Consider the following 23,022-nt stretch of genomic DNA (forward strand, 5'->3'; position numbering starts at 1 on the left):
CTCCTTCATGCACTCCTCCGCGAAACCCTGGAGCCGCTTGGCCGCCGCTTTCCTCCTCACCGCCCTGCCACTGGAAGCCGCGCAGCTCCGCGGGCTATGGCTCTTCGATGACCCGACGCTACCCGGCAAGGCCACCGTCGGGAACAACCTGACCATCGCGGGCACGCCTCCTGCCTACTCTTCCACTCTGGCCGATGCCGGCGGGACCTCACTGAGCGGTGTGATCACCACGGTCAGCGGCGCCGCGAATGCCTTGACTGCGACGCACGGTATCACTCCGACAGCGGTCAGCCAGTATTCGATCCTCGCGGATATTTTCTCTCCCGTGGCTTCGCGCTCTTCATGGCGCAGCATCTATCAGACCTCCGCCACTCCAGCGGCGAACGACGCGGAATACTTCATCCGCAACTCGAACGACACGCTTGGAATCGCGGACATCGGCTACTCGGGCACGGCGATTCCAGAGACGCTGTGGACCCGCCTGGTGATCACCGTGGATCTGACTCAAGCAGGCGGGGCGGCCGCGCCGAAGGTGAAGACTTACCTGAATGGTGCGCTGGTCTATAGCCACACCGGCACGACGAATGCGGGAACGACCGGTCGTTTCGCGCTGGATAGCGTAATTCATTTCTTCGCGGACAATGATGGCGAGAACGGCTCGCTGAATGTAGCTGCGCTCGCAATCTACGGTGGGGTGCTCACAGCGGGCGAAGTCACGGCCCTGGGTGCCGCCGGCGCACCGATCGCCAATCAGCCGCCGTCCATCACGGAGGGCAGTCCGCGGACCCTGGATGCGACGAAGAATGGTCCCGGGGTTGATCTGGCCTTCAACGCCATCGATCCGAATGGCGATACGATCAGCTGGAGCGTCGCCACCGCGCCAGCGCATGGCAGTACCACGATTGTCTCCAGCAGCACCACGCAGTGCACGGTGCGCTATACGCCGCAGGCTGGATACAGCGGCACGGATAGCTACACGGTGCAGGCGGGAGATGGCAGTGGCTCGACGCAGAGCGTGGTGAATGTTTTCGTACGTGATCCGGCGACTCCTCCCTACCCCAATCCGGTCGGCTGGTGGCAATTCGATCATGCCTTCGATCATACGCTAGCAACGATAGGCAGCGATCTGACTACCAGTGGCAGTGGCTTCAGCGAAGCAACAGGCCTCGCTCCCGGGGATGGCGCAATGCTGGTGGCATCCGGCAGCTACTACATCGCGAACCACGGGATTGCCGCAGGCACCGGTGGCGGGACGAAGGTAAATGAATACAGTCTGCTCTTCGACATCAGCTATCCCGCTGCGGGCTGGAAGTGCCTCTATCAGGCCGATGGCAATAACACCACTGATGGTGAACTCTTCATCGATACCTCGAACCGCGTCGGTATCGCCGCCATGGGAGGCTACTCCACCAATACCACTGCGCCCGATACCTGGTATCGGGTGGTCGTCAGCGTGGACAATGGCACCGACCGCCGGATCTATGTGAATGGCCAGCTTTGGTATGATGGCAATGCGGGTGCGCTTGATGACCGGCACGCGCTCGCGCCGCTGCTGCTGGCCTTTGCTGACGAGGATGGAGAGGACGGGCCGATCCGGGTGTCGAACCTGGCGCTCTGGAATACCGCGCTGAATGCGACGCAAGCCGCCGCGCTAGGTGGTGCGGGTGCCTTCATCGCGGATGTCTCACCACCGCAGCCGAATCACCCGCCGGTGATCGCGGAGACGAGCCCGGTGTCCGTGAATGCCGGCATGGCGGTGCCGACGCCGATCACCTTCCATGTGAGTGACGCGGATAACAACGCCATCACATGGACGATCCAAACTCTGCCAGCCCATGGCAATGCGGTGATCTCCGTGGCGAGCAACAGCGTCTGTACGGTGACCTATGCTTCTGCCAACAACCACACGGGCGCGGATAACTTTGTGGTGAGGGCCTCGGACGGGAAGGCCTTTGCCGATGTGTCGGTCGCGTTGCAGGTCCAGAACAGCGCGCCGGTGATCTCGGAAGGAGACAGCTACCTGCTGAACGCGACGCTCAATGGCAGCGAGCAGACTGCGACCTTCACCGCCGCCGATCCGAATGGAAATGCGCTGAGCTGGAGCATTGCCACGGCACCGCAGCATGGCAGCGCCGGGATTATTGGAAGCATCAACGGCACTTGCCAAGTGGGCTATACGCCTGCCGCGGGTTACACTGGGGCGGACTCCTTCGTGGTGGCCGTCAGCGATGGGCAGTCGAGCGACAGCATCGTGGTGCAGGTCACCGTAGTCGATCCCGGGGCGGATCCGGTGCTTACCGTGATCTCCGCACATGGCAGCGCGACACCGGCCTCGGGCAATCATTCATATCCGGGAGGAACGGAGCTGCACCCCTCAGCCACGGATGAGATCGGCGCGAATACCCGCCACCTTTGCGTGGGCTGGACCATGATCGGCAATGATCCGGGTTCCGGCACCGGCAGCAGTTTCACGATGAGCCTGACCCGCAACTCGACGCTCACCTGGCTGTGGCGCACCGAGCATCGCGTGGTCACGGCAACGAGCGGCAATGGCACGGTGAGCGTGGCGTCGGGTTGGCAGGAGGGCGGCAAGCCGCTGCAGATCACCGCGACACCCGCGCCGGGCTATCACTTCGCGGGATGGACCGGTGATACCAGCGGCGCGATCACCGGCGGCAAGAACATCGTGCTGCCGATGACCCGGCCCTATGCGACCATTACCGCGAACTTCTCGGCAGACGAGAACTTCACCGTGGTCGCGCTGCCGGATACACAGAATTACACCAGCCTGACATCACCGACGGACACCTTCACGCGCCAGACCCAGTGGGTGCTCGACAACAAGGAGACGCTCAACATCAAGTTCCTCACCCACCTCGGCGACATCGTGAACTCGCCAACCAACACCTCGCAGTGGACCCGCGCGACGGATGCAATGAACTTGCTCAACGCCCAGCTCGCCTACGGCACCTGCCCGGGCAACCACGACCTGGCCAGCGGCTCGAACCATTACCTCGAACGCTTCGGGCCGAATCCGACGCACGCCTCCTCGGTCGGACGCTGGATCAATCCGGCGACGAACCAGGTGTATGACTGGTACCGCGGCTCCTCGCCGCGCGGTTACAGCTCCTATCAGATCGTGCCGGTGAATGGCCGCGATTTCATGTTCATGCACCTCGACCACGATTGCCCGGACGAAGACATGGCCTGGGCCTCTTCCGTGCTAAGCGCGCACCCGCAGGTGCTGACGATGATCACCACCCACAACTACCTCGCGGAGACCGGCGGCACCGGTGTCTTCGGCACCGGCACCGGCGAGCGCGGCTACACCGCCCAGCCGAATGTCAGCATCGGCCCGGATCGCAACAAGCCGGAGGAGGTCTTCAATGCGCTGGTGAAGCCCTTCAACCAAGTCTACATGGTGATCTGCGGGCACATGTTCGCGATCTACAATCTGGAGAAGATCAACGCAGCGGGAAACACCGTGCACGAGGTCCTGTGCGACTACCAGTCGCTGCCGAATGGCGGCAATGGCTTCCTCCGCATCATGGATTTCCGGCCGGGCGAGAACAAGATCTACAACAGCACCTACTCCCCCACCCTCGGCCGCTATGTCGATCCGAACCTCGCGGCGGACCGCCAGGGCATGCTCGACCTGCACGACCCGAATGGCGGCGAGTTCGTGCTGGATCTCGATTTCGACGGCCGCTTCAACAGCACCCTGACGGTGGCTTCCGCCCACCCTTCGGTGATTCCGGCAGTGGGCACGCACCAGGTTTCCGATGGCTCGCCGATCGTGGTCAGCGCAAGCAACCAAGTCAGCGGACTCACCCGCCATCGCCCCTCGGGCTGGACCTTGAGCGGCAAGCAGAATTCCTCCGGCAGCGGCAGTACGGCGACCACCGTACAGAATGGCGATGCCACGCTGACATGGACCTGGGCCACCGACTACTGGCTCGATACCGCCACCACCGGAAACGGCATCGTCAGCATCGGCGATGGCTGGCAGGCGGCGGGCGCAAATGTCTCGATCCAGGCTCAGGCCGATGCCGGATCTTCCTTCCTGCAATGGAGCGGTGATATCGCTGGCTGCACGATCGAAGGCAGCCGTATCACAGTGCCGGTGGATCGTCCGCGCGGCCCGGTGACGGCGGTATTCGATTCAGGAACGCCGACCTTCGCGGTGCAGGTGGTCTCCGCGCATTCCTCCACCAGCCCGGCGCCAGCATCCTATGCCTATGAGCAGGGCAGCAGCGTAAGCTTCAGTGCCTCGACCTTCACGGATGGCGATACCCGCTATCTCTGCAACGGCTACCAACTGGCTGGGGCAAGCACTGCCAGCGGCACAGCCAGCGAATTCAGCACCACCATCAGCGGCAACCTGACGGTGACCTGGCTGTGGAAAACGCAGCATCGCGTTACGGCAAACTCGAGTGGCCCGGGAGCAGTGACACCTACGGATAAGTGGGTGGATGCAGGGCAGCCGCTGGTGCTCGGCGGCACTCCTGATAGCGGCGCGGCTTTGGTTTCCTGGACCGGCGACACCACCACGGGCACTGCCAATGGCAACAGCTTCACGATTCCTGCGGTGAATCGTCCTACCGGGCCGATCACGGCCAACTTCTCGGTCGGAATGCACACGCTGACCATCGTCTCCACACAGAGCACTGTGACGCCTGCGGCCGGTTCGCTGGTGCTGCCGCATGGCAGCGTGGTCCACTTCTCGGCTCTGCCGAACGTTACCGGCACTACACGCCAATCGCCTGCGGGCTGGACGGTGAGTGGCGGGCAGAGCGGCACGGGCTCATCCGGCTCGCTGGTCTTGAACAGCGATGCGATGCTGACCTGGAGCTGGAGTCCGGAGGTCCGCCTCACGCTCGGATCAGGGCTTGAAGGCGTAATCCTGCCGATGGACGCCGCGGGCTGGAAGCCTCTGGGCTCGCAGGTGACACTGGAGGCGCGGCCTGCTGGCAAGTTCCTCTTCGCCCGCTGGCGTGGCGATGTGCCTGCCGATGCGACCTCGCCCCAGATCGTTCTGACGATGGATCAGCCGCGCACGGTGACCGCGGATCTTTCACCGCAGGTGACCGCCGCTGGCACCCCCTACTGGTGGTTGGATGCACATGGCTTGGTGAGCGGCGGCGACTACGCCGCGGCGGACTTCCGCGATGCGGACGGCGACGGCCAGATCGCGCGTGATGAGTTCGTGGCGGGCATGGACGACCGCGATCCGGCACGGCGCTTCTACATCGAGCAATCCAAGTTGCTGCCTGGTCCTTTCTTCCAGCTCTCCTGGCAGTCGGAGACCGGCCGCAACTACGTGGTGCGCAGTAGTCCGGACCTCACCACGCCCTTCGTCGATCTGCTGGGGCCGCTTCCCGGCCAGCGTCCGTCGATGAGCGCGCAAGTTCCCGCCAGCGGATCCCGCCGCCTGTATCGGATCGAAGCACTGCTGCCAGAAGGCACTCCGCTCGATGGCGATCCGCTGGCGCTGAGCCACCAGGCGGCACGCGGCAGTGTGCTGCGCGACATGCGGCGCATCCCCGCCGGCTGGAGCACACAAGGCGACAATGGCGGCGTGCAGACCAGCAAACCTGCACATGCCACGCTGGTGGCGGGCTTCGAGATGGATCGTTTCGAGGTGACCCGTGGCGACTGGGAAGCGGTGGCCACCTGGGGAAATGCCCACGGTTATGACTTGCCGGTCACCCTGCCCTACAGCGTGCCGCTCGATCATCCGGCGGTTGCGGTTTCGTGGTATGATGCGGTCAAGTGGTGCAATGCCCGCTCCGAGATGGAGGGCCGCATCCCGGTCTATCGCGCGGATCTCGCGGGCCTCGTCATCTATCGCAGCGGTCAGCTCGACCTGACCGCCGCGCAGGTGAACTGGTCCGGCAATGGCTACCGCCTGCCAACCGAGGCCGAGTGGGAGGGTGCCTCCCGTGGTGGCATCGAGGGCCAGCCCTATCCTTGGGGCGGAGGTAGCGCTGAGCTGCGCGCGAACCACTGGAACTACGAACTCTTCATCGGCCGCGCGCCATCCGAGGACTACCCCTACACCCAACGGGTCGGCTTCTTCGACGGCACCCAGCCGGGCGGTGCACCGGATTCCGCGAATGGCTATGGCCTCTACGACATGACCGGCAACGCCTGGGAGTGGACTTGGGACCGCATGGGTGATTACAGCGCGGAAGCACAGGTCGATCCGCATGGCCCAGACAGCGGCGAGTTCCGTGTGCTGCGCGGCGGCTCCTGGTGGAACTATGTGGACCAGTCCAGCAACCACCAGCGCCTGGCCTATCCGCCGACGGGCAATGACGACTACGGCATGCTGGGCTTCCGCTGCGTGCGCGGGCTGCATCCCAACGAGTGAGGCGGCGATTTTACAGAAGGTTTACCCCATACTTCTCTTCCTTTGCTAGTTTGGTCCCGTGAGAAGGACCCCGCTGATCATCTTGGCCGCGAGCCTGGCGCTTAGCTCCCTGTCTGTCGGTAAGGGCAGCGGCCAAGGAAGGGAATGAGGTGAAGATCGGGACCCTGATCCGCGCGGGTTCGCCCGTGGACCTGACCAATGTCGAGAACTCCACGCCCTTGATGGTCGCCTGCGAGGCGGGCAAGCTGGAAGCCGCCAAGCTGCTGGTGGCTCATGGCGCCAAGATCAGCTTCCAATCGAAGTGCGCGCCCTATCACACGCCGCTCTTCCGTGCAGTCCTCTCCTCCCGATACGAGATGGTAAGCTGGCTACTTGAGCGTGGCGCCGATCCGACGACCAAGGACTCGGTGGACAAGACAGTGCTAGACCGGGCGCGGGAGCGGAAGGATGCTAAGATGGTGGCGCTGCTGGAAGCTCCGGCCAAGCGCTGACGCGAATCACGCGAACATCCCCAGCGTCCGCTCGAAGCACCAGAACGTCGCGACGATCCCGAGTGCATAGGCCGGGGCCCACGCGTAGCGCCGGGGAAGCTGCCACGACAAAGCGAACAGGGCCTTCGCGATCCCAAACCACACCCCGATCATCGCCAACTGCCCGAGCTCAACTCCGACATTGAAGAACATCAGTGCCACCGGGATCTCCGCTCGTGGCAGCCCCAGATCCGCGAGCACTCCGGCGAAGCCGAGGCCGTGGATCAGCCCGATGAAGAAGGACACCAGCCAGGGCTTGCGCGAGGTGAGCCCTGGTCGGCCTTGCTTCACATGGAGAATCTCCACGGCGAGAACGACGATACTCAGGGCAATCAATATCTCGACCACAGCGACATCCACTTTCACCAGCCCGGTCACGGATAGCCCCAGAGTGAGGCTATGGGCCAAGGTGAAGGCCGTGATCGTCGCTACGACCTGGCGCCAGCCACTGACCAGCATGAGAAGCCCCGCGACAAAGAGCAGGTGATCCCATCCCGTGAGCATGTGCTCCACGCCGAGCACCGTGTAGCGTTTCGCCGCCTCCGCCGTATCCCCTGCCCCCGCGCGCAACTTGCCGATCTCGACCACAATGCCTTCGTCGCCGGGCCGGAAGAAGTGCCGCGCGGTCTCGCCGCTGCGCCAGAATGCCTGCACCAGCACGCCATTGCGTTGCCACGGCAGCACGATGCGGTCTTGGGACGAGAGCGGCTTGCCATCGGTGGCGAAATACAGCCGCACCGGACCGGTAGGCAGTCCCGGCTCCTGCTCCCAGGTGCCATGCGGGGGCAGGATCGGCGGCGCGACGCTTTGCGGGCTGCCGGGCGGCGCGACGTAGTCGAGTTGATAGCGATCATCACCGAGCTCCTGGAAGCGCAGCACCAGCACGCTGGTATCGTGCGCCAGCGCGGGCTGGAGCAGCAAAAGCAGCCAGCAACCTAACAAGAGCAGGTAACCTCTCATGGCGGCGGGATATCGGCTGGAAGTTCAATACGATAGCCGCCCCGCATCCCCGCGACCTTCTCCGAGACCACCGCCTTGCGGCGCTCCTCCTGCCACTTCGCCACCAGTGCCGGACGGACTTCCTCAAGCGACATCTCGCGCGGCTCGTCGCGGCGGATCAGCTTGATGAAATGCAGCCCACGCGAGGAGTTCAGCGGTCCGGTCCACTCACCCGTCTTCGCCGTAAGCAGCCCGGCCGCGAAGTCCACGCCGAAGGTCTTCTCGATCTGCGGCAGCCAGGTCATCGGCATCGGGTTCGGCATGCGCATCGCGCTTGAAACGTAGGCCGGCGGGTTGCCCTCCCGTAGGGCATCTAGAAATCCCGGCGGAATCTCCTCCGCCTTCCCAAAGGACACATGCTCAAAGCTCACGCCCGCCGGATAGCGGAAGGACTCCGGATTCCGCTCGCGATAGCCTTGCAACTCCGCATCGGAGGGATCCGCGATCACGGGCTCCAAGGTCTCGCGCAGCGAGGTCGCCAGCATCCCGCGTACCCGCGGGTCATCGGTGTGCCCGGCCTTGAGCGCCTCGCGGGTGAGGATCTCCTCCGCGACATAGGCATGGGCGATTTTCACCCGCTCCTCCAGGGTCGGCACCCGGCCACTCTTCAGCTCAAAGTCGCGCGCCATCGAGTCGAGCCACTCCGTGGTCAGCTTCACCTCCGGTCGCGAGTGCCTCAAATAAAGCTGGTGCGCAGCCACCAACGCCGCCGCCACCACGGCAAAGTGGAGCAAGGGTTCGCGCAAGATGGATTTCAGCGATGGTCCGCCGGACGTCATGCCCGGAGCTTGGAGCCAGCCTGACTCCACCGTCCAGCATGGCCCATGGACGGGACCGCCAAGGGCATTGACTGGAGCACAAGTGACTTGTGACGACATTGTCCCATGCCGCCGGACGCCGCGGGCTTCCTCGGGCCTGACCGGCTGCCTGTTTACCGTAGCTCCGGATCAGACTCCGCTTGTCAGGCTAGCGACTCTCCCTTTCTCCACAGGATCAGGATTGGGGAGCGCGCTCTCTTGGAAATCTTGTTCCGCTGCATCCCCGAGGATCGAAACGTACAATCGTTTCGCCGCTAGCGGCGATAGCAGGTCCAACCACTCCTTCCGGTGTCGGATGTAATTTGCCCAAGTCAATTCTGTGTCTGGAAGCGGGGGAAGAACGGGCCCGGCTGGCGCGTTGCGGAGAATCACTCCGATTCCTCCCGCCGTATCGATGACGAACATGCGGAGCTCGGGATGGGCAGCCCGGAATTTGATCCATTCCTTCCAGCGGCTGTCGATCTCCGCCTCGCCCGTCAGTTCCGATTCCAGCCCAGGCTTCTCCGCCCTGATCTCGCCACACACCAAGGTTCCACCCCGGTTCAAGGCCTTGAGTCCTCCGTACAGGATGCTTCGCAACTCATCTCCATCTTTGGGATGACGGGCGACGATGATATCGAAACCGTCATCGTTCTGCGCGAAGAAGTCTCCGGCGCTCATCCGGTAGGTAGGCTTACGCCGGAGCGACTCGGATTCGCCCTCATAGGATGCCGCCAGTTCGGAAGACAGCGTGTCCACCGGATCGACAGACACCTTCCGGGAGCACTTCACGCGATCAAAGAGTGATCCTTCACCCAAGCCAAACAACAGGAAAGAGTCGGCATGCGACGATGACTGGAGATCGCCCACAATATCGGCAGGACTAGACCATACCGGATCGAGCTTCATACGCTCGCTCAGGATCAGATCCGCGGCAGCGGCGGCCTGCGGGGGCTTGGTAGGAATGAACGGCTCGCCAAAAAGATGCAGCCACATCCGCTCAATGATGTAGCCGTGGGCAGGGTGGGTTTGAGCAAATCTCCGCGTATTCGTGATGACCTCCGGCGAGAGACTGTCGATCAAGGAGGACTTCACTGCAAAGATGGCCCCGAAGGAGTAACTGCCGAGATCCGCAAACGCAGCCTCACGTGCCCGATCAGCCATGCCGATGGATTGGAAAAAGTGGGCGGCAATGTTGGTCCCCGGAAGCAGACCATGAACTGTCATGTAGCCGTTCATGATCCCGAGGGAACCAGGATCGTGGTACCGGATCATGTTCATCGTGTGGAGCGAGATGAGCTCCTTCCGGATTGCCAAGCCATCGATCCAGTGCTCCTTGTCGTGCTCCAGTAAGGTATCCGGAGGAAGGTGAAACCAGCGGCAGCTCAGCGGTTGGAAGTCAGCCCACCGGTCGATCCGATCAAGCAGTTGGATAAAGGCGGGGCTATGGGGAAATGGATCGCCTTGAGCGAAAACCATCCACTCGTAGCCCTGGTGCCACCTCTTCTCCATGAAATTGAGATAGGTGTCCGATTCCCTTCCGATGTTCGGCCACTCGACGATATGCGGGCTTTGCCGTTGGAAGATGGATGCATCCAGCGGCTTCCCCTTATTGACGACAAAAACCTGGTAGAAGTCGGGAACCGCATCGATCCAGGAGATATCTTCCTCGTAGCGGGCGACGACCATCGCTGCCCGCTTTTTGGGCAATTTGGGAAGAACGCCGGCACCCGGTCGCGGCGGAGCCAATTGAGCCACCGCTTCCGCAACCCGCTGGAATTGCTCCTCGAGTCGCAAGCGGGATGCAGCAAATTCCCGGGCATTCTGCCAGATCTCCTCATACAATGAGGGGCTCTCCTCGACCCGCTTGTAGTTGTCCAGAAGGTCGGAGAGATCCTGCTCCACCGGAATGTAGTGAACCCATGGCTTCATCTCGTCGTGCCAGTGTTCGACCTCGTTCCGATCCACCACGAAAACCGGACGCCCGCTCGCAAGAAGCCACTTGAGGCGCCCTGAATACCCATACCCTTGACAGTCGATGAGGTACTTGTAGTCGCGATGTTCAGGTATGGATACTTGGCGCGTCTTCGAGCGGACGGTATTCCCCGAATCGCGCGCCCACTCCATCAATTCGACGTCAAAAATTGTCGGGTGCTCTTGTCCCAGATCCCGCAGGGCCCGCCGGGAGGAGTGGGTATCTGCACCGATCCAAAAAATCCTTTCGTCCTTGTAGGGTGCCTCAGCCGCAATCAACTCCTCCATCAAGGACTCGGAGCTATCGATGCCAATGTCGGGCCATCGAAGAGCGAAGGGACAGGGGAAAGGCAAGCAAGGTGCCGGGACCCCTACCATCTTCGTGGTGCAGAAAGACAACTCAAATCTACTGGCCCAGGAGCGGGAGGGGGGTGCATCACCGAAAGACACAGCCCCTATCCTTTGCTCGAACAATTCCGGCCAGTTGGCCACAAGATCGCAGAGAATTTCGGCACAGATCTCACCCCGCTGATCACAAATATCACGCTCTAGGATATGTACCTTGTCAGCTGATTCGACCTCAAAGACAAACTGGTATCGCTTCATATTGCATTATCCGGGCGTCTGCTCCTTGGAAGGGTGGCATGCGGCGGTCTGAGACTTTGTTATGAACGGTGAAGTCCCCAGCTGCCAATGTTCGAGTTGGTCAAAAACTTCCGCGCAAACCACGCAGATGAGCTGACGATTCGAGTGATGGTTTCCGCGCCCACGTCCGAAAAGCCCTCCGGCGAGCCATGCCCCTTTTTCCACTTGGTCCAAGTGATGGCTTTGTTGATGGCCCGGTCCTCCAGCGGGTATCCAAGCAGGCTTAGCACGGTGGAGAAATAGGCTTCCTCGGGATGCTGCATGGCAGCAAAATCGGACGTGTAGTCCACACTGGTTACCCACTCTGCGGCCATGCGGTCGAGGAGCCACCACTGAGATTGGAATCTCCAGCAGCCCGAAGGGACAACCGGAAGCTGGGCCGCCCTCTCAAGCTGAAGGTCCCGGGCATTTTCCAAAGTATTCCAATGGAATCTCGACTTGGGATCCAAGCGGAGCTGCCGCAGCATTTCCGGCAGAGGAATGGCGGGAACGCAGGATTCCGAGAGCAGCACGAAGTGAGTGAGCTGCGGGTCCTTCAAGGCCTCCAAGAGCAGCGAGAGAGCGGCCTGCACCAAGGAGATGCTGCCCCAAGCGGTCTCGTGAATGTCAGTGATAGCAGTGTTCTCGAGGAAGCCGCCTTGGATCGCACCGGGATCCTTTGGATGACTGAAGACGCGGACCTCGGGGCTCTGGCCAATGAACTCCCGCCAAATCTCAGGGTGATTCACGTCTCCCCGGGTTAAAAACAAAAGTCCGAGCTTGGGTGAGATCCGGCCCGGCTCTGCCGCCTGGGCTCCCATGATGCCTGCGAAGGTCTCCTCGACCAGAAGCGGATGACTCTTCTGGCTACCACCTTTCAGATACAAGATATCATCCTCCTCGACCTTCTTTTCGTCGCCGACTCCGATCCACGCCAAGTTTGGAAAACAGGCATAGGAGGGAATCGTCTCTTGAAGCGCTGTCATCCGCTCCTGCGGAGATGACATAGCGAGCGGATCATCCCCATGATGACCTTCGAGCGCCGCCAGAAACTCGTCGTAGTGGGTCTCCCTGATGGCAAAGGCTGCCGAGTGGATCACCTGGGATGAGCGGACCACTCCCGGTGAAATCGGGACAGCTTGTTTGCCGTGGACGGCGCCGAAGAAGAAAATACCCCAATCCTCCGGGATATCCACCGCCGCTACCAAGGATCGGAAGTTCGGATGAAATATGGCTTCGTCCGAAATCAGTAAAACCGCGCTCGCGCGGGAATGCTTGGCGCGACGGATTGCCAGCCTGAGTGTCAGCGCCCAAGCGTAGTCGGAGGCTGTTTGATAGCCTTCGAAGCCAACGGATCCGCGGGACCGGCGCTTGGCGATCCTTCTTGAGATGAAGCGCGGGGCTATCGCGGGAAATCTCCGCGCCTCAACTCCTGACGAAAACAGGTTCCACTCGACTTCCTGCCGCTCCGCGGTCCGGATGCCGGAGTTGAGCCAGTAGCGAAGCGGGAAGGTCGTCTCGAAATTCATATCCTCTCCGGATTCACCGCGTCATGACTCGAGGATGTCCAGGAAATGCCCCGCCTCATCGTCGTAAACGGACATCATGTGGAACCCGAAGGCCGCGCGCCGCCGGGTAGTTTCGTCAAGGCCACTGAAAAGAAGCACTGCGGCCTTGGTGAAATCCTCGACATTGCACTCGGGATCCGCGGCATGGAGGACCTCTCCTCTCTCGAACTCAGCCCAAGTCCACTTTCCTCCGCGCAGCGCCACCTCGATTCCGACGCTTTGGAGTTCAACCACGAATTCCCTTAGGCAACAGCCTCTCACTGCCAGGAATCCCGGCTCGAAATGCCCGGCGACGCGGCTGACCAATACATCCCTGTCGCTATCAAACAGGTGGTCAAGGTTGCGCAAGACCACCGCCGGGGTATCCGCAAGCAGGACCCAACCGTCCACCCCGACGACTTCCGCTGCCAGAGCCAGGGTGTGCTGGCGCGCCAGGTCAGAAAGCTCGTTGCTTCCCGGATCCAGATACGGAAGCCCTTGTGATAGTTCGACCTCATCCAGTCCCGGGCGTCCGACCGGGAACAAGGGTTGTGGAAAGTTCCTGCCGATCAAGATCTGACCGTCCCAGAGATGCCTCAGCAAGGAAGCACACCAAATCTTTCCGGAGACTCGCGCCGAGTGCGAGCTCCGCTGGCCGACCACAGCGCTAATGGCGAGATTTGGCATAGATGATAGCTTGGGTAGAACTTCCGGAAAGAACCGGCAAGATTAGAGCATGTTTGAAAAGCTCATAATGCGGCAGGTCAAGTCAAGCATCCTCCGGTCCGCATGAAGTTGAGGAGGGCGATTGGGATGACCATCGCCGACGGCACAACATCGGCCTCCCATCTCAAGATGTTAGAAGTCAAAAAATTCCCCGCAATCATGCCAACTGGACCATGCGGGTTCTGCTCCCTCTCCTTCCGAGGAGCGCAGGGCCTCAGCCGAATCGCCAATTCCTGAAGTCAGCGATCCTTCGGCAACTCTCATGAGATTCACGACAGATATACCCGCGCAAGACAACCACCGCATAACCCACCCCGGCACATTTCCCGCCGTCGCCCGGCACCCTGTAGTTCGAACGCAGAAACAAACGGCAGCACCGTTGGCTCACCTACCTCACTGAGGACCAATCTAGCAGCCTCCGTGGAACAAATCCCCGGCGTAAACTCTCGCAGCCTTTTTCCCGCCAGTGAGGACAACCCATCAGGCCGCGTGCCAAGCGCTTACTTGGCGCAAGGGAGCGGCTAAAAGCGGTTTGCCGAGGCCCCTCTTCGCGCCGACCTCGGCGGATTTGCGGGAGTGGACCACAATTGTGGCCTGAGGCCACCTCCCAGCAAGGCGCTGAGAGAAAAGTGGTCGGGGCGGCCAGATTCGAACTGACGACATCCTGCTCCCAAAGCAGGCGCTCTACCAGGCTGAGCTACGCCCCGGACGGGCGGGACCATCTGGGAGCAAAGCGGCGCTGGCAAGACGAAAGGAAGGATTTTCAACGGCGGTTGTTCCACGCCTCGTTTCCGTAGCGTGCAGCCGTCTTTTCCGCAAGAATGGCTGGCGGCGGGGTGAACTCAATGACTTCGACACCGCGGGAGAGCGCTTGGGCCAAATTTCCCGCGAGATCCGCGCTCCCTTGGACCGATCCTTGGTGCAGCAACCCGCGCACGCTCCGGCGCTGGCCCGCCCCGGCGATTTTTCCGCCCTTGGCATCCAGAATATCGTGCTCCACCGGCTGGGTGAAGCATTCCCCGCCCGCAGCGGGGGCACTGGTCCCAGCCAACCGCGCCGAATGCCCCAGCACCGCGGCCAAGGCCCCGTGGATCAGCCGGTAGCTCTCCGCACCCCGGGCCTCCGCAAGCTCATACCCGCGGGGAATGAAAAGCGTATAAGTCCAGTCCGCCCGGTGATCGACGATGCCGCCGCCGGTCCAGCGCCGCACCCAGCGCAGGTCGCTCTCCGCCGGCAAATCCGCCAGCTTCACAAAGTAGCCGAAGCTCCCCCAGCCCGACTCCCAGCGGTAGGAGCGCAGCAGCGGGACCTCGCAGGTCTCCGCCAGCCACTCATCCACCGCCATGTTCTCCGGCCCCGGGCGCGGGACGGGATCAAGCCAGAGCTGGAGCTGCGGGAGCACGGGGAAAGAGTCCAGAGACCAGACGCGAGAGACAAGAGGGATCCCGCGCTCCGGGTCCGGTTTCTTGTCTTTGGGCTCTTGCCTCTTCTGTCCGGGCCGCCCAGCCTTCCGCCATGTCCTTCACGCCCAAGCCCGGCACCGCGCTGCTGATCGTCGGCCACGGCTCAACGGAGAATCCGGATTCGTCCACTCCCTACTTCGAGCATGCCGATGAGATCCGGCAGCGCGGACTCTTCGGGGAGGTCCACTGCTGCTTCTGGAAGGAGGAGCCCTCGATGCGCGAGTCGGCCTACATGATCGATGCGGACGAGGTTTACGTGGTGCCGGACTTCATCAGCGAGGGCTACTTCACCCAAGAGGTGATCCCCCGCGAACTGCAACTCGAAGGCCCGACCACCCGCCGCGGAGGAAAGACCTGGCACTACACGCTCCCCGTCGGCGTGCACCGCTCGATGACCGGGCTGCTGCTGCAGCGCGCGAAGGAAGTCGCTCCCGATGCCTCGCCCGCGGAGACCACCCTCTTTATCGTCGGCCACGGCACCGGCCTGAACCAGAACTCCACCAAGGCGATCCGCGACCAGGTGGATCTGATCAAGGCCTCCGGCGCGGGCTATGCCGAGGTGCACGATGCCTTCATGGAGGAGCAGCCCTTCATCGCCGAGTGGGACAAGATCGCGGCCACGCCCAATGTCGTGGTGGTGCCCTTCTTCATCGCCGACGGCCTGCACAGCTACCAGGACATCCCCGTGCTGTTAGGGATCGAGGCCGAGCCCGGCGAGGCGGCCAGCCAGCGCGAGGTCTTCCGGCACAATCCCCACCACCTGCGCGGCAAGACGCTCTACTACTCCTCTTCCATTGGCACCGAACGCAACATGGCAGACGTGATCCTCGACCAGGTCGCAGACTTCGACGCGACGCACCTTTCATGAAACTCGCTGAACGCCTCGCCCAAGCCCTCGCCGCCGGCATCCGCCACATCGGCCAAGTCGCGATCTCGCCGCGTGCCGGTGCCAAGGGCTACGAACTCCGCCACATCGACGACGAAGGCCAGCCCGAGTCCGCGCTCCAGCGTCACGAAGGCATCGCTGCGGCACGCAGCATTTCCACTTGGGCGGCGGACGGCCACTACCGCTTCACCAAGGGCGAACTCTCGCTGGTCCGCGGCTGGCGGCTGCTGTTAGATTCACCGGAAGAGCTGAGGCAAGCCCTCGATTTATTCTACCCCGCCGCTGCTGGCTTGTGGTTCGCCCAAGCCGATGGCCGCATCGAGATCGAGCACCTCCGCGCCAAGCTCAACCGCCAGACCGGGATGTATCGCTTCGCCCGCAATATCAACGATGAAACCGCGCAGCGCCTCGTCCGCGAGGTCTGCGGACCGGGCAATTGTTGCGTGAAGAAGATCCTCTGGCAGATCGATGCGGACACCCCGCTGGAAGACAGCGAGGCCAGCCGCTTCGATGGCGTGGTGGGAGAGATCGCCCGCGCCGAGGCAATCCCCCTGCTGTGCCGGGAAGCCTGTAACCATTTCGTGGCGGAGGCCCGCAAAGCCGCGAAGGCGAAGTAGCGCTACTCCTTGCCGGGCCCGATGAACATTTCCTCCCGCAGTTTGCCGTCGATGTTCTTCCGGCTGCGGTAGAACTTCATCATCTTGCCAGCTTCATTCACCACCGGCGAAAGCCCGCAGGTGAGTGAAATGTAGCGCACCGGGCCGCTATTATTCTCCGGCGTATCGGCGGCGGCGAACCAGTCGTCGATCTTGCTCTCCTCCTTGAAGTCCGCGAAGTCCTTGCCGGGACCCACGCCGAGCAGGGTGAGCTGCTCCATCATCTTCGCGGGCTTGCTGCCGGGGTAGAGGATCGCGTTGATCTGGTCCGCCTGTAGCGCCCGGTAAGGGTCCCGCGCCTCGGCTTCCGCCTTGGCCAGCTTCTTGCGCGCTACATCCGCGGGATTCGCAGGACCGCACGCGGCCAGCACCACGGCCAGGAGGGCCGAACCTAACAAAAATTCCGCCCGTGCCATCATGCGCGCCCTCACTCAATTTTGATCGAAGCCGGATCCCAGGTCGGCTTCGGGAAATCCATCCGCAGGTTGCGCAGGGTATCCACCATGATCCGCGCCACCACCAGGTTCCGGTACCACTTGCGGTCGGCGGGAATGACGAACCACGGCGCCTGCTCGGTGCTGGTCTTCTCGAAAAGATCCTCGTAGACCTTCTCGAACTCATTCCATTGCGCCCGGTCGGCCAGGTCGTCAGGATTGAACTTCCAGTATTTGGCAGGATTCGCGAGCCGCGACTCGAGGCGCTTCTTCTGCTCATCCTTCGAGATGTGCAGGAACATCTTGATGATGGTGGTGCCCTCCTCCGCCAGCATCCGCTCGAATTCGATCACGTGGCGATAGCGGCGCTTCCACACTTCCTCGCCGAAAAGCTTCTTCACCCGCACGGCGATGATGTCCTCGTAGTGGCTGCGGTTGAAGATCACGATCTCACCATTGCCCGGCACCTCGCGGTGCACGCGCCACAGGAAATCGTGGGCCAGCTCAACCTCGCTCGGCTTCTTGAAGGCCGCCACCCGTACCCCCTGCGGGTCCACACGGGAGAAGACATGCTTCACGCAGCCGTCCTTGCCGCCGGTATCCATCGCCTGCAGCACGATCAGCACGCGATGCTTCTGCTGCGCGTAGAGGACCTTCTGGAGGGCCTGAAGCTCATCCCGCAGCTCGTCGAAGAGCTGTTGGGACTCCAGCTTGCCACCCTCCTTATAGAGCTCGCACTCCCCGGCATCGATCGCCGAGAGATCCACCTTGTCCCCGGGCTTCACCCGGTATCGCTTGATGGACTCGCCGATTCTCATTTGCGGCCCATGCTCGTCCGGGTCCCGCAGGCTGGCAAGCATGGAGTCGGCTGGGCCCCGGCTTTCAGGCGTGTCACACATTCGTCATTGAAAGCCGGGCGCTGGCGCGCTGTCTTTGGCCGATGTCCGCCACATTGCCCGCCGACGCCTCCGGTTCGCTCGCGACCGCGATCCATGTCGGTGCCGGCTCCGTCTCACTGCTGGTGGCCGAGCCCACGGGGAATGGCACTTACCGGGCGGTCGATTTCCTGGAGCAGCCGGCCCCGCTCGCCCGCGATGTCTTCCGCCACGGCCACATCAGCGCGGAGACCACCGAGCGGATCGTCACCATCCTCAAGGACTATCAGAACGCGCTGGCCGAATACGGTGCGGATGGCCATGCCATCACCCGCGCCGTGGCCACTAACATCCTGGTGGAGGCCACCAACTACGATATCTTCCTCAACCGCATCCGCATCGCCTGCGGCTTCTCGATCAATCCGATCGATGACGGCGAGATGACCCGCCTGATCTATCTGAAGACCCGGCGGCGCCTCAAGGATACCCCGGCGATGCGGCGGAGCTGCACCCTGGTGGTCCATGTCGGCCCCGGGAATACCCGTGCTCTCCTCTTCCAAGACGGCGCCATCAGCCGCTACACCAGCTACCGGCTGGGCACCCACCGCACCCGCGAGGCGACGGAAGGCTCCCACGCCGAGGGCGCGGCCATGCTGCGGGTCATCCGCGAGCACACCAGCGGCAACCTTGCGCAGATGAAATTCGACTACAGTGATGTCGAACTCGAAGGGCTGGTGGTCATCGGCTACGAGATCCAACAGATCGCCCGCCAACTCTCGAAGAGCGCCGGAGCCCACACCCTCAAGTCGCTCAAGAAGATGACCATGGAGGCCGCCCAGATGAGCGACCTCGACTTGGTCACGCGCTATCAGATCGACTACCAGACAGCCGAGGCCTTGTTGCCCGCGCTGGAGACGAATCTCGCGATTGCCGAGATCTTCGGTCTTAAGGAAGTTCACATCCCGGCCAGCGACTACGAGCAAGGGATTTTGCAGGACCTGCTGGTCTCCAGCAGCCTCGCCGGCACCCTGGACCAGGAAGTCCTGCGCTCGGCGCGGATCCTGGCCCTGCGCTATCAATCGGACCCGCGCCACGGCGAGCACGTCGCCAAGATCTGCCAGCATCTCTTCTCCGAACTGCAAGACCTGCACCGGATGAGCAAGCACGACGCGATGCTCCTGCAGGTCGCCGCAATCCTCCACGAGGTGGGCACCTTCGTCAGCCCGCGCGCGCACCACAAGCACTCCGAATACATCATCCTGAATAGCGAGATCTTCGGGCTCGATCGCCGCGACATCAACATGGTGGCGATGATCTCGCGCTACCACCGCCACTCCGGCCCGCGGATCGATCATCCAAACTACCACGACCTCGATACCGTCGACCGCATCCGCGTCGCCAAGCTCTCCTCGCTGCTGCGTGTGGCGGATGCCCTCGAGCGAACCCACGAGCAGCGGGTCGCCGACATCCTTGTCCGCCGCGACGAACGCCGCCTGCGCCTCGGCCTGCCCGGTGTGACTGACGCCGCCGTCGAGCGTCTCGCCATGGCCTCGAAGGGCGACCTCTTCGAGCAGGTCTTCGGGCTCGAGGTTGTCATCGACGACGCGGGTGGCTAAAGCTTCCCGATTTCAAATTTCAATTTCCAGATCTCAAATTCCATCTCTCGTTCTTCCGCATGCCTCTACCTTTTATCAACCGCGAGCTCTCTTGGCTGGAGTTCAACCAGCGCGTGCTGAACGAGGCGCTGCGGGATGATCTGCCGCTGCTGGAGCGAGTGAAGTTCCTGGCCATCACCGCTTCGAACCTCGACGAGTTCTTCCAGGTCCGCGTGGGCAGCCTGATGCTCCTCTCGCGCAGCGGCCGCAAGACGCCGGACCCCTCCGGCATGACGCCGAACCAGCAGCTCACGGCGATCCGCAAGCGGGTGCATGAGATGGTGGATGCCCAGTACACGCTCTTCCGCGACGCTCTCCTGCCCGCACTCCATTCCGCGGGCATCCGCTTCCTGCATCCGAAGTCGCTCACACCGGCCCAGTCCGATCAGGTCGCCGCTGCCTTCCACGATGTGATCTCGCCGCTGCTCACACCATTGGGCATCGTGCCCGATGAAGAGCCGCCGATGGTCCCGGCCTTGCAGCTGGTCGTCGCCTGCCGCGTCTCCGATACCGAGACCGGCGCGATCCGCCATGTGCTGATCCCGATTCCGGAAGGGGTCCAGCGCCGCATCCCGGTGAGTGACGTTGGTGATAGCTCGGCCTTCGTACTGGTCGAGGACGTCGTCGCTTATCACGCGGACGAACTTTTCCCCGGCGAGGATGTAGTGGCTACCACCTGCTTCCGCGTTACGCGCAATGGCGACATCGCGGTGCAGGAAGAAGACGCTACCGACCTGGCCGGCGAGATGGAAGAAGTGCTCGCCGCCCGCAAGCTCTCGGACACGGTGCGGCTTGAACTCCCCGCCAGCCTGCCGCGCGATCTTTCCAAGGTGATCCAGGATGTATGCCGTGCCTCCTCGAACGAGATCCTGCGGATCAGCGGTCCGCTGGCACTCTCCGGCTTCATGGACCTCGCCTTCCTGCCGGGTGCGGAAGCCCTGCGCGACGAAGACTGGCCACCGCAGCCTTCTCCCGATCTCACCCCGGGCGAGCCGATCTTTGAAGCGATCGCACGTCGCGATCTGCTACTGCATCACCCATACGAAAGCTTCGAGCCGGTGATGCGCATGATCGAGGAGGCCGCGGACGATCCGCAGGTGGTTTCCATCAAGCAGGTGCTCTACCGCACCGCCCGCCAGTCGCGGATCATCGACGCACTGATCCGCGCTGCGGAGAACGGCAAGACCGTGACGGTGCTGGTCGAGCTCAAGGCACGCTTCGATGAAGCGCGCAACCTGCTGCGGGCGGAAGAACTCCAGCGCGCCGGTGCCCAGATCGTGTATGGAGTGAAGGGCCTCAAGACCCACGCCAAGATCTGCCTGGTGGTGCGCCGCGAGGATGGCCGTCTCCGTCGCTACGTCCACCTCGGGACCGGCAACTATAATGAGAGCACTGCCCGCCTCTATACGGACATCTCCCTGCTGAGCTGCCGTCCCGAGTATGGTTCGGATGCGTCACTCTTCTTCAATGCGGTCACCGGCCGCTCCAAGCTGCTGCGCTTCCAGCGCCTCGTGCCTGCGCCGACGGCGATGAAGCCGCGCTTGCTCGACCTGATCGCTTCGGAGGCCGAACGCGCCCGCCAAGGCGAGCCAGCAAAGATCATCGCAAAGGTGAATTCACTGCAGGATCCGGAGATCATCGCCGCGCTCTACAAGGCCTCGCAGGCCGGCGTGGAGATCAACCTCAACGTCCGCGGCATCTGCTGCCTGAAAACCGGCGACGCCAAGCACTCGAAGCACATCAAAGTGATTTCGGTGATCGACCGCTTCCTTGAACACGCGCGCATCTTCTATTTCCACCAGGGCGGCGACCCGGGCATCTTCATCGCCTCCGCCGACTGGATGGGCCGCAACCTCGACCGCCGCGTGGAGCTGATGATCCCGGTGGAAGACAGCCGTGCGCGCCGCCGCCTCTTGCGGATTCTGGAGGCATTCTTCCAGGACAACGTGCAGGCTTCAAAGATCCTGCCCGACGGTTCCTCCGAGCGGATCAAGCCGGCCAAGGGCGAGAAAAAATTCCGCGCCCAGGAGAACTTCTACCGCGATGCCCGCAAGGCCGCAAAGGCCCGCGAGCACGAACGCGCCATGACCTTCGAGCCCCACGTGCCGAAGTAGGGGCAATCGGGAGCGCGGCTCTACAAGCAGCAACGAAGCAGTTCTTGTGGCGGATCTGCACCCGGGGGCCCTCCGGTAATGCAGGCAGTTCTGGCGGCTTCGTCCGCCTGAAGGCAGGGACCACATACCCTTGAAGACCTGACGCCATCACGACTTCTCCCTGACTCCACACCCAAAGTAGTATTTCCCCTTCCCATGCTTCGTGGAACTCTCCACCCGTGCGCGGACCTATCCTCATCATCGGCGGCGGCATCGGCGGATTGACAGCCGCCATCGCCCTCCGCGCTGAAGGCCACGAAGTCGCCGTCTACGAACGCGCCCCGGAACTCCGCGAAGTCGGCGCTGCCATCAGCGTGATGGCCAATGCCACCCGCGTGCTCAAGCACTACGGCCTCCTGCCACTCCTGCTGGAACACGGCGAACCCATCGCCGCCGGCATCATCCAGCCGAATGATGGCAAGCCCCTCAAGCCACCCATCGAGATCGATACCGGAGTCCCCGGCGTCCTCATCCACCGCGCCGACTTGCACGACACCCTGCTCTCCGCCGTGCCGCGCGAGCGCATCCACCTCGACAAGGAGCTCAAGTGGGTCACGCAGGATGAAGACAGCGTGACCGCCATCTTCGCCGATGGCACCGAAGCTCGCGGCAGCCTGCTGATCGCCGCCGATGGTCTGAACTCCGCCGCGCGTCGCATGCTGATCAACGACGGTCCACCCATCTACCGCGGCTACCAGTGCTGGCGCGGCGTGAATCCGGACGCCAAGCTCGACATCGTCGCCGAGGTGTTAGGCCACGGTGTGCGCATGGGCCTCATCCCGATGGGTCGCCGCGGGGCCGCCTGGTGGTTCTGCGCGAACGAGGCCGAGCACCAGTCCGACGAACCCGAAGGCAGCAAGACCAAGATCCTGCGCTTGCTCGAAGGCTGGCACTCCAGCGCCCGCGACCTCGTCGCCGGCACCCCCGAACCAGCAATCAGCAAGAACGCGATCTACGACCGCCCCGCCAAGCGCGGCTGGAGCAAGGGCCGCGCGATCCTCATCGGCGACGCCGCCCACCCCACCACGCCGAACCTCGGCCAAGGCGGCGGCATGGCGATCGAAGACGCCGCCATGCTCGCGCGCTGTCTGAAGCACTTCCCGGATCACGGAACTGCCTTCCGCCGCTTCGAAGAACTCCGCTTTCCGCGCGTGAAGAAGATCGTCGATCGCTCGCGGGTGTGGGGTGCCATGGGACAGTGGAGCAATCCCGTTGCTTGTGGCTTCCGCAATCTGCTGCTGGCGAAGATGCCGTCGAAGGGACTGGCGAAGGATTTGATCGAGATGATGAACTACGATCCGTTTGCGGTGAAGTTGGATTCGTGAGACCC

At 62.7% G+C, this 23,022-nt stretch carries 15 protein-coding genes and 1 tRNA gene; 7 read left to right on the forward strand and 9 right to left on the reverse strand.

The features are described from left to right. The first annotated feature begins 7 nt into the window (after positions 1–7). Together BV071_RS11030 and BV071_RS11035 are read left to right on the forward strand one after the other, a co-directional pair. Positions 8–6,373, forward strand: coding sequence for an SUMF1/EgtB/PvdO family nonheme iron enzyme (locus tag BV071_RS11030; RefSeq protein ID WP_035606421.1), 6,366 nt, complete (start codon positions 8–10; stop codon positions 6,371–6,373). A gap of 113 nt (positions 6,374–6,486) precedes the next feature. Beyond that, positions 6,487–6,864: an ankyrin repeat domain-containing protein gene (locus BV071_RS11035; RefSeq protein WP_081885925.1), complete on the forward strand. Its 378-nt coding sequence runs from the start codon at positions 6,487–6,489 to the stop codon at positions 6,862–6,864. A 6-nt stretch (positions 6,865–6,870) separates the two neighbouring features. On the opposite strand, the gene BV071_RS11040 is transcribed toward BV071_RS11035, so the two are convergent. The 7 genes from BV071_RS11040 to BV071_RS11070 all read right to left on the reverse strand — a co-directional run bounded on the left by BV071_RS11040 (position 6,871) and on the right by BV071_RS11070 (position 14,972). Then, the gene (locus BV071_RS11040) at positions 6,871–7,863 is read right to left on the reverse strand and encodes a HupE/UreJ family protein (protein ID WP_052573151.1); all 993 of its coding nucleotides are present in this window, start codon (positions 7,861–7,863) and stop codon (positions 6,871–6,873) included. Further along, complete coding sequence (locus BV071_RS11045) at positions 7,860–8,681, reverse strand: peptidylprolyl isomerase (protein ID WP_265594327.1); 822 nt, start codon at positions 8,679–8,681, stop codon at positions 7,860–7,862. Before BV071_RS11045 ends, BV071_RS11040 begins: the two co-directional genes overlap by 4 nt. A gap of 168 nt (positions 8,682–8,849) precedes the next feature. Beyond that, complete coding sequence (locus BV071_RS11050) at positions 8,850–11,279, reverse strand: glycosyl transferase family 90 (protein WP_075090889.1); 2,430 nt, start codon at positions 11,277–11,279, stop codon at positions 8,850–8,852. A 59-nt stretch (positions 11,280–11,338) separates the two neighbouring features. Continuing rightward, positions 11,339–12,826 (reverse strand): beta-1,6-N-acetylglucosaminyltransferase, encoded by a 1,488-nt coding sequence (locus tag BV071_RS11055; RefSeq protein WP_035606430.1) that lies wholly within the window; start codon positions 12,824–12,826, stop codon positions 11,339–11,341. 21 nt (positions 12,827–12,847) lie between these two features. Beyond that, positions 12,848–13,390 (reverse strand): hypothetical protein, encoded by a 543-nt coding sequence (locus tag BV071_RS11060; RefSeq protein ID WP_265594329.1) that lies wholly within the window; start codon positions 13,388–13,390, stop codon positions 12,848–12,850. Positions 13,391–14,200: 810 nt separating this feature from the next. Then, positions 14,201–14,277 (reverse strand) — tRNA-Pro (locus BV071_RS11065). A 56-nt stretch (positions 14,278–14,333) separates the two neighbouring features. After that, positions 14,334–14,972 carry a hypothetical protein gene (locus BV071_RS11070; protein ID WP_052573152.1) on the reverse strand — a complete coding sequence of 213 codons (639 nt, stop codon included), beginning with the start codon at positions 14,970–14,972 and terminating at the stop codon, positions 14,334–14,336. Between the two features lie 113 nt (positions 14,973–15,085). Here BV071_RS11070 and BV071_RS11075 point away from each other — a divergent pair, with 113 nt between their 5' ends. Together BV071_RS11075 and BV071_RS11080 are read left to right on the forward strand one after the other, a co-directional pair. Continuing rightward, positions 15,086–15,901, forward strand: a complete 816-nt coding sequence (locus BV071_RS11075) for a CbiX/SirB N-terminal domain-containing protein (RefSeq protein ID WP_035606436.1) — start codon at positions 15,086–15,088, stop codon at positions 15,899–15,901. Next, a complete protein-coding gene (locus BV071_RS11080; protein ID WP_035606439.1) occupies positions 15,898–16,536 on the forward strand; it encodes a DR2241 family protein in 639 nt (212 codons plus the stop codon). The genes BV071_RS11075 and BV071_RS11080 overlap by 4 nt, the downstream gene beginning before the upstream one ends. Before the next feature lie 2 nt (positions 16,537–16,538). Here the strand turns inward: BV071_RS11080 and BV071_RS11085 are convergent, their stop codons facing one another. Both BV071_RS11085 and BV071_RS11090 read right to left on the reverse strand, forming a co-directional pair. After that, positions 16,539–16,994 (reverse strand): hypothetical protein, encoded by a 456-nt coding sequence (locus tag BV071_RS11085; RefSeq protein WP_035606442.1) that lies wholly within the window; start codon positions 16,992–16,994, stop codon positions 16,539–16,541. Between the two features lie 8 nt (positions 16,995–17,002). Beyond that, positions 17,003–17,827, reverse strand: coding sequence for a polyphosphate kinase 2 family protein (locus tag BV071_RS11090; protein ID WP_035606863.1), 825 nt, complete (start codon positions 17,825–17,827; stop codon positions 17,003–17,005). A 122-nt stretch (positions 17,828–17,949) separates the two neighbouring features. Here BV071_RS11090 and BV071_RS11095 point away from each other — a divergent pair, with 122 nt between their 5' ends. The 3 genes from BV071_RS11095 to BV071_RS11105 all read left to right on the forward strand — a co-directional run bounded on the left by BV071_RS11095 (position 17,950) and on the right by BV071_RS11105 (position 23,017). Then, positions 17,950–19,500, forward strand: coding sequence for an HD domain-containing protein (locus BV071_RS11095; RefSeq protein WP_035606445.1), 1,551 nt, complete (start codon positions 17,950–17,952; stop codon positions 19,498–19,500). A gap of 59 nt (positions 19,501–19,559) precedes the next feature. Continuing rightward, complete coding sequence (ppk1, locus tag BV071_RS11100) at positions 19,560–21,653, forward strand: polyphosphate kinase 1 (protein WP_035606448.1); 2,094 nt, start codon at positions 19,560–19,562, stop codon at positions 21,651–21,653. Positions 21,654–21,871: 218 nt separating this feature from the next. Beyond that, positions 21,872–23,017: an FAD-dependent monooxygenase gene (locus tag BV071_RS11105; protein WP_035606451.1), complete on the forward strand. Its 1,146-nt coding sequence runs from the start codon at positions 21,872–21,874 to the stop codon at positions 23,015–23,017. The last annotated feature ends 5 nt before the right edge of the window (positions 23,018–23,022 follow it).

Origin of the sequence: Haloferula sp. BvORR071 (assembly GCF_000739615.1) — a bacterium.
Lineage (GTDB): Bacteria > Verrucomicrobiota > Verrucomicrobiia > Verrucomicrobiales > Akkermansiaceae > Haloferula.

What these genes read in the sequence shown, in the direction of transcription:
- BV071_RS11030 (WP_035606421.1), top strand. Translation starts at nt 8, where the DNA reads ATGCACTCCTCCGCGAAACCCTGGAGCCGCTTGGCCGCCGCTTTCCTC.
- BV071_RS11040 (WP_052573151.1), bottom strand. Translation starts at nt 7,863, where the DNA reads ATGAGAGGTTACCTGCTCTTGTTAGGTTGCTGGCTGCTTTTGCTGCTC.
- BV071_RS11045 (WP_265594327.1), bottom strand. Translation starts at nt 8,681, where the DNA reads ATGACGTCCGGCGGACCATCGCTGAAATCCATCTTGCGCGAACCCTTG.
- BV071_RS11050 (WP_075090889.1), bottom strand. Translation starts at nt 11,279, where the DNA reads ATGAAGCGATACCAGTTTGTCTTTGAGGTCGAATCAGCTGACAAGGTA.
- BV071_RS11055 (WP_035606430.1), bottom strand. Translation starts at nt 12,826, where the DNA reads ATGAATTTCGAGACGACCTTCCCGCTTCGCTACTGGCTCAACTCCGGC.
- BV071_RS11075 (WP_035606436.1), top strand. Translation starts at nt 15,086, where the DNA reads ATGTCCTTCACGCCCAAGCCCGGCACCGCGCTGCTGATCGTCGGCCAC.
- BV071_RS11080 (WP_035606439.1), top strand. Translation starts at nt 15,898, where the DNA reads ATGAAACTCGCTGAACGCCTCGCCCAAGCCCTCGCCGCCGGCATCCGC.
- BV071_RS11085 (WP_035606442.1), bottom strand. Translation starts at nt 16,994, where the DNA reads ATGATGGCACGGGCGGAATTTTTGTTAGGTTCGGCCCTCCTGGCCGTG.
- BV071_RS11090 (WP_035606863.1), bottom strand. Translation starts at nt 17,827, where the DNA reads ATGAGAATCGGCGAGTCCATCAAGCGATACCGGGTGAAGCCCGGGGAC.
- BV071_RS11095 (WP_035606445.1), top strand. Translation starts at nt 17,950, where the DNA reads ATGTCCGCCACATTGCCCGCCGACGCCTCCGGTTCGCTCGCGACCGCG.
- ppk1 (WP_035606448.1), top strand. Translation starts at nt 19,560, where the DNA reads ATGCCTCTACCTTTTATCAACCGCGAGCTCTCTTGGCTGGAGTTCAAC.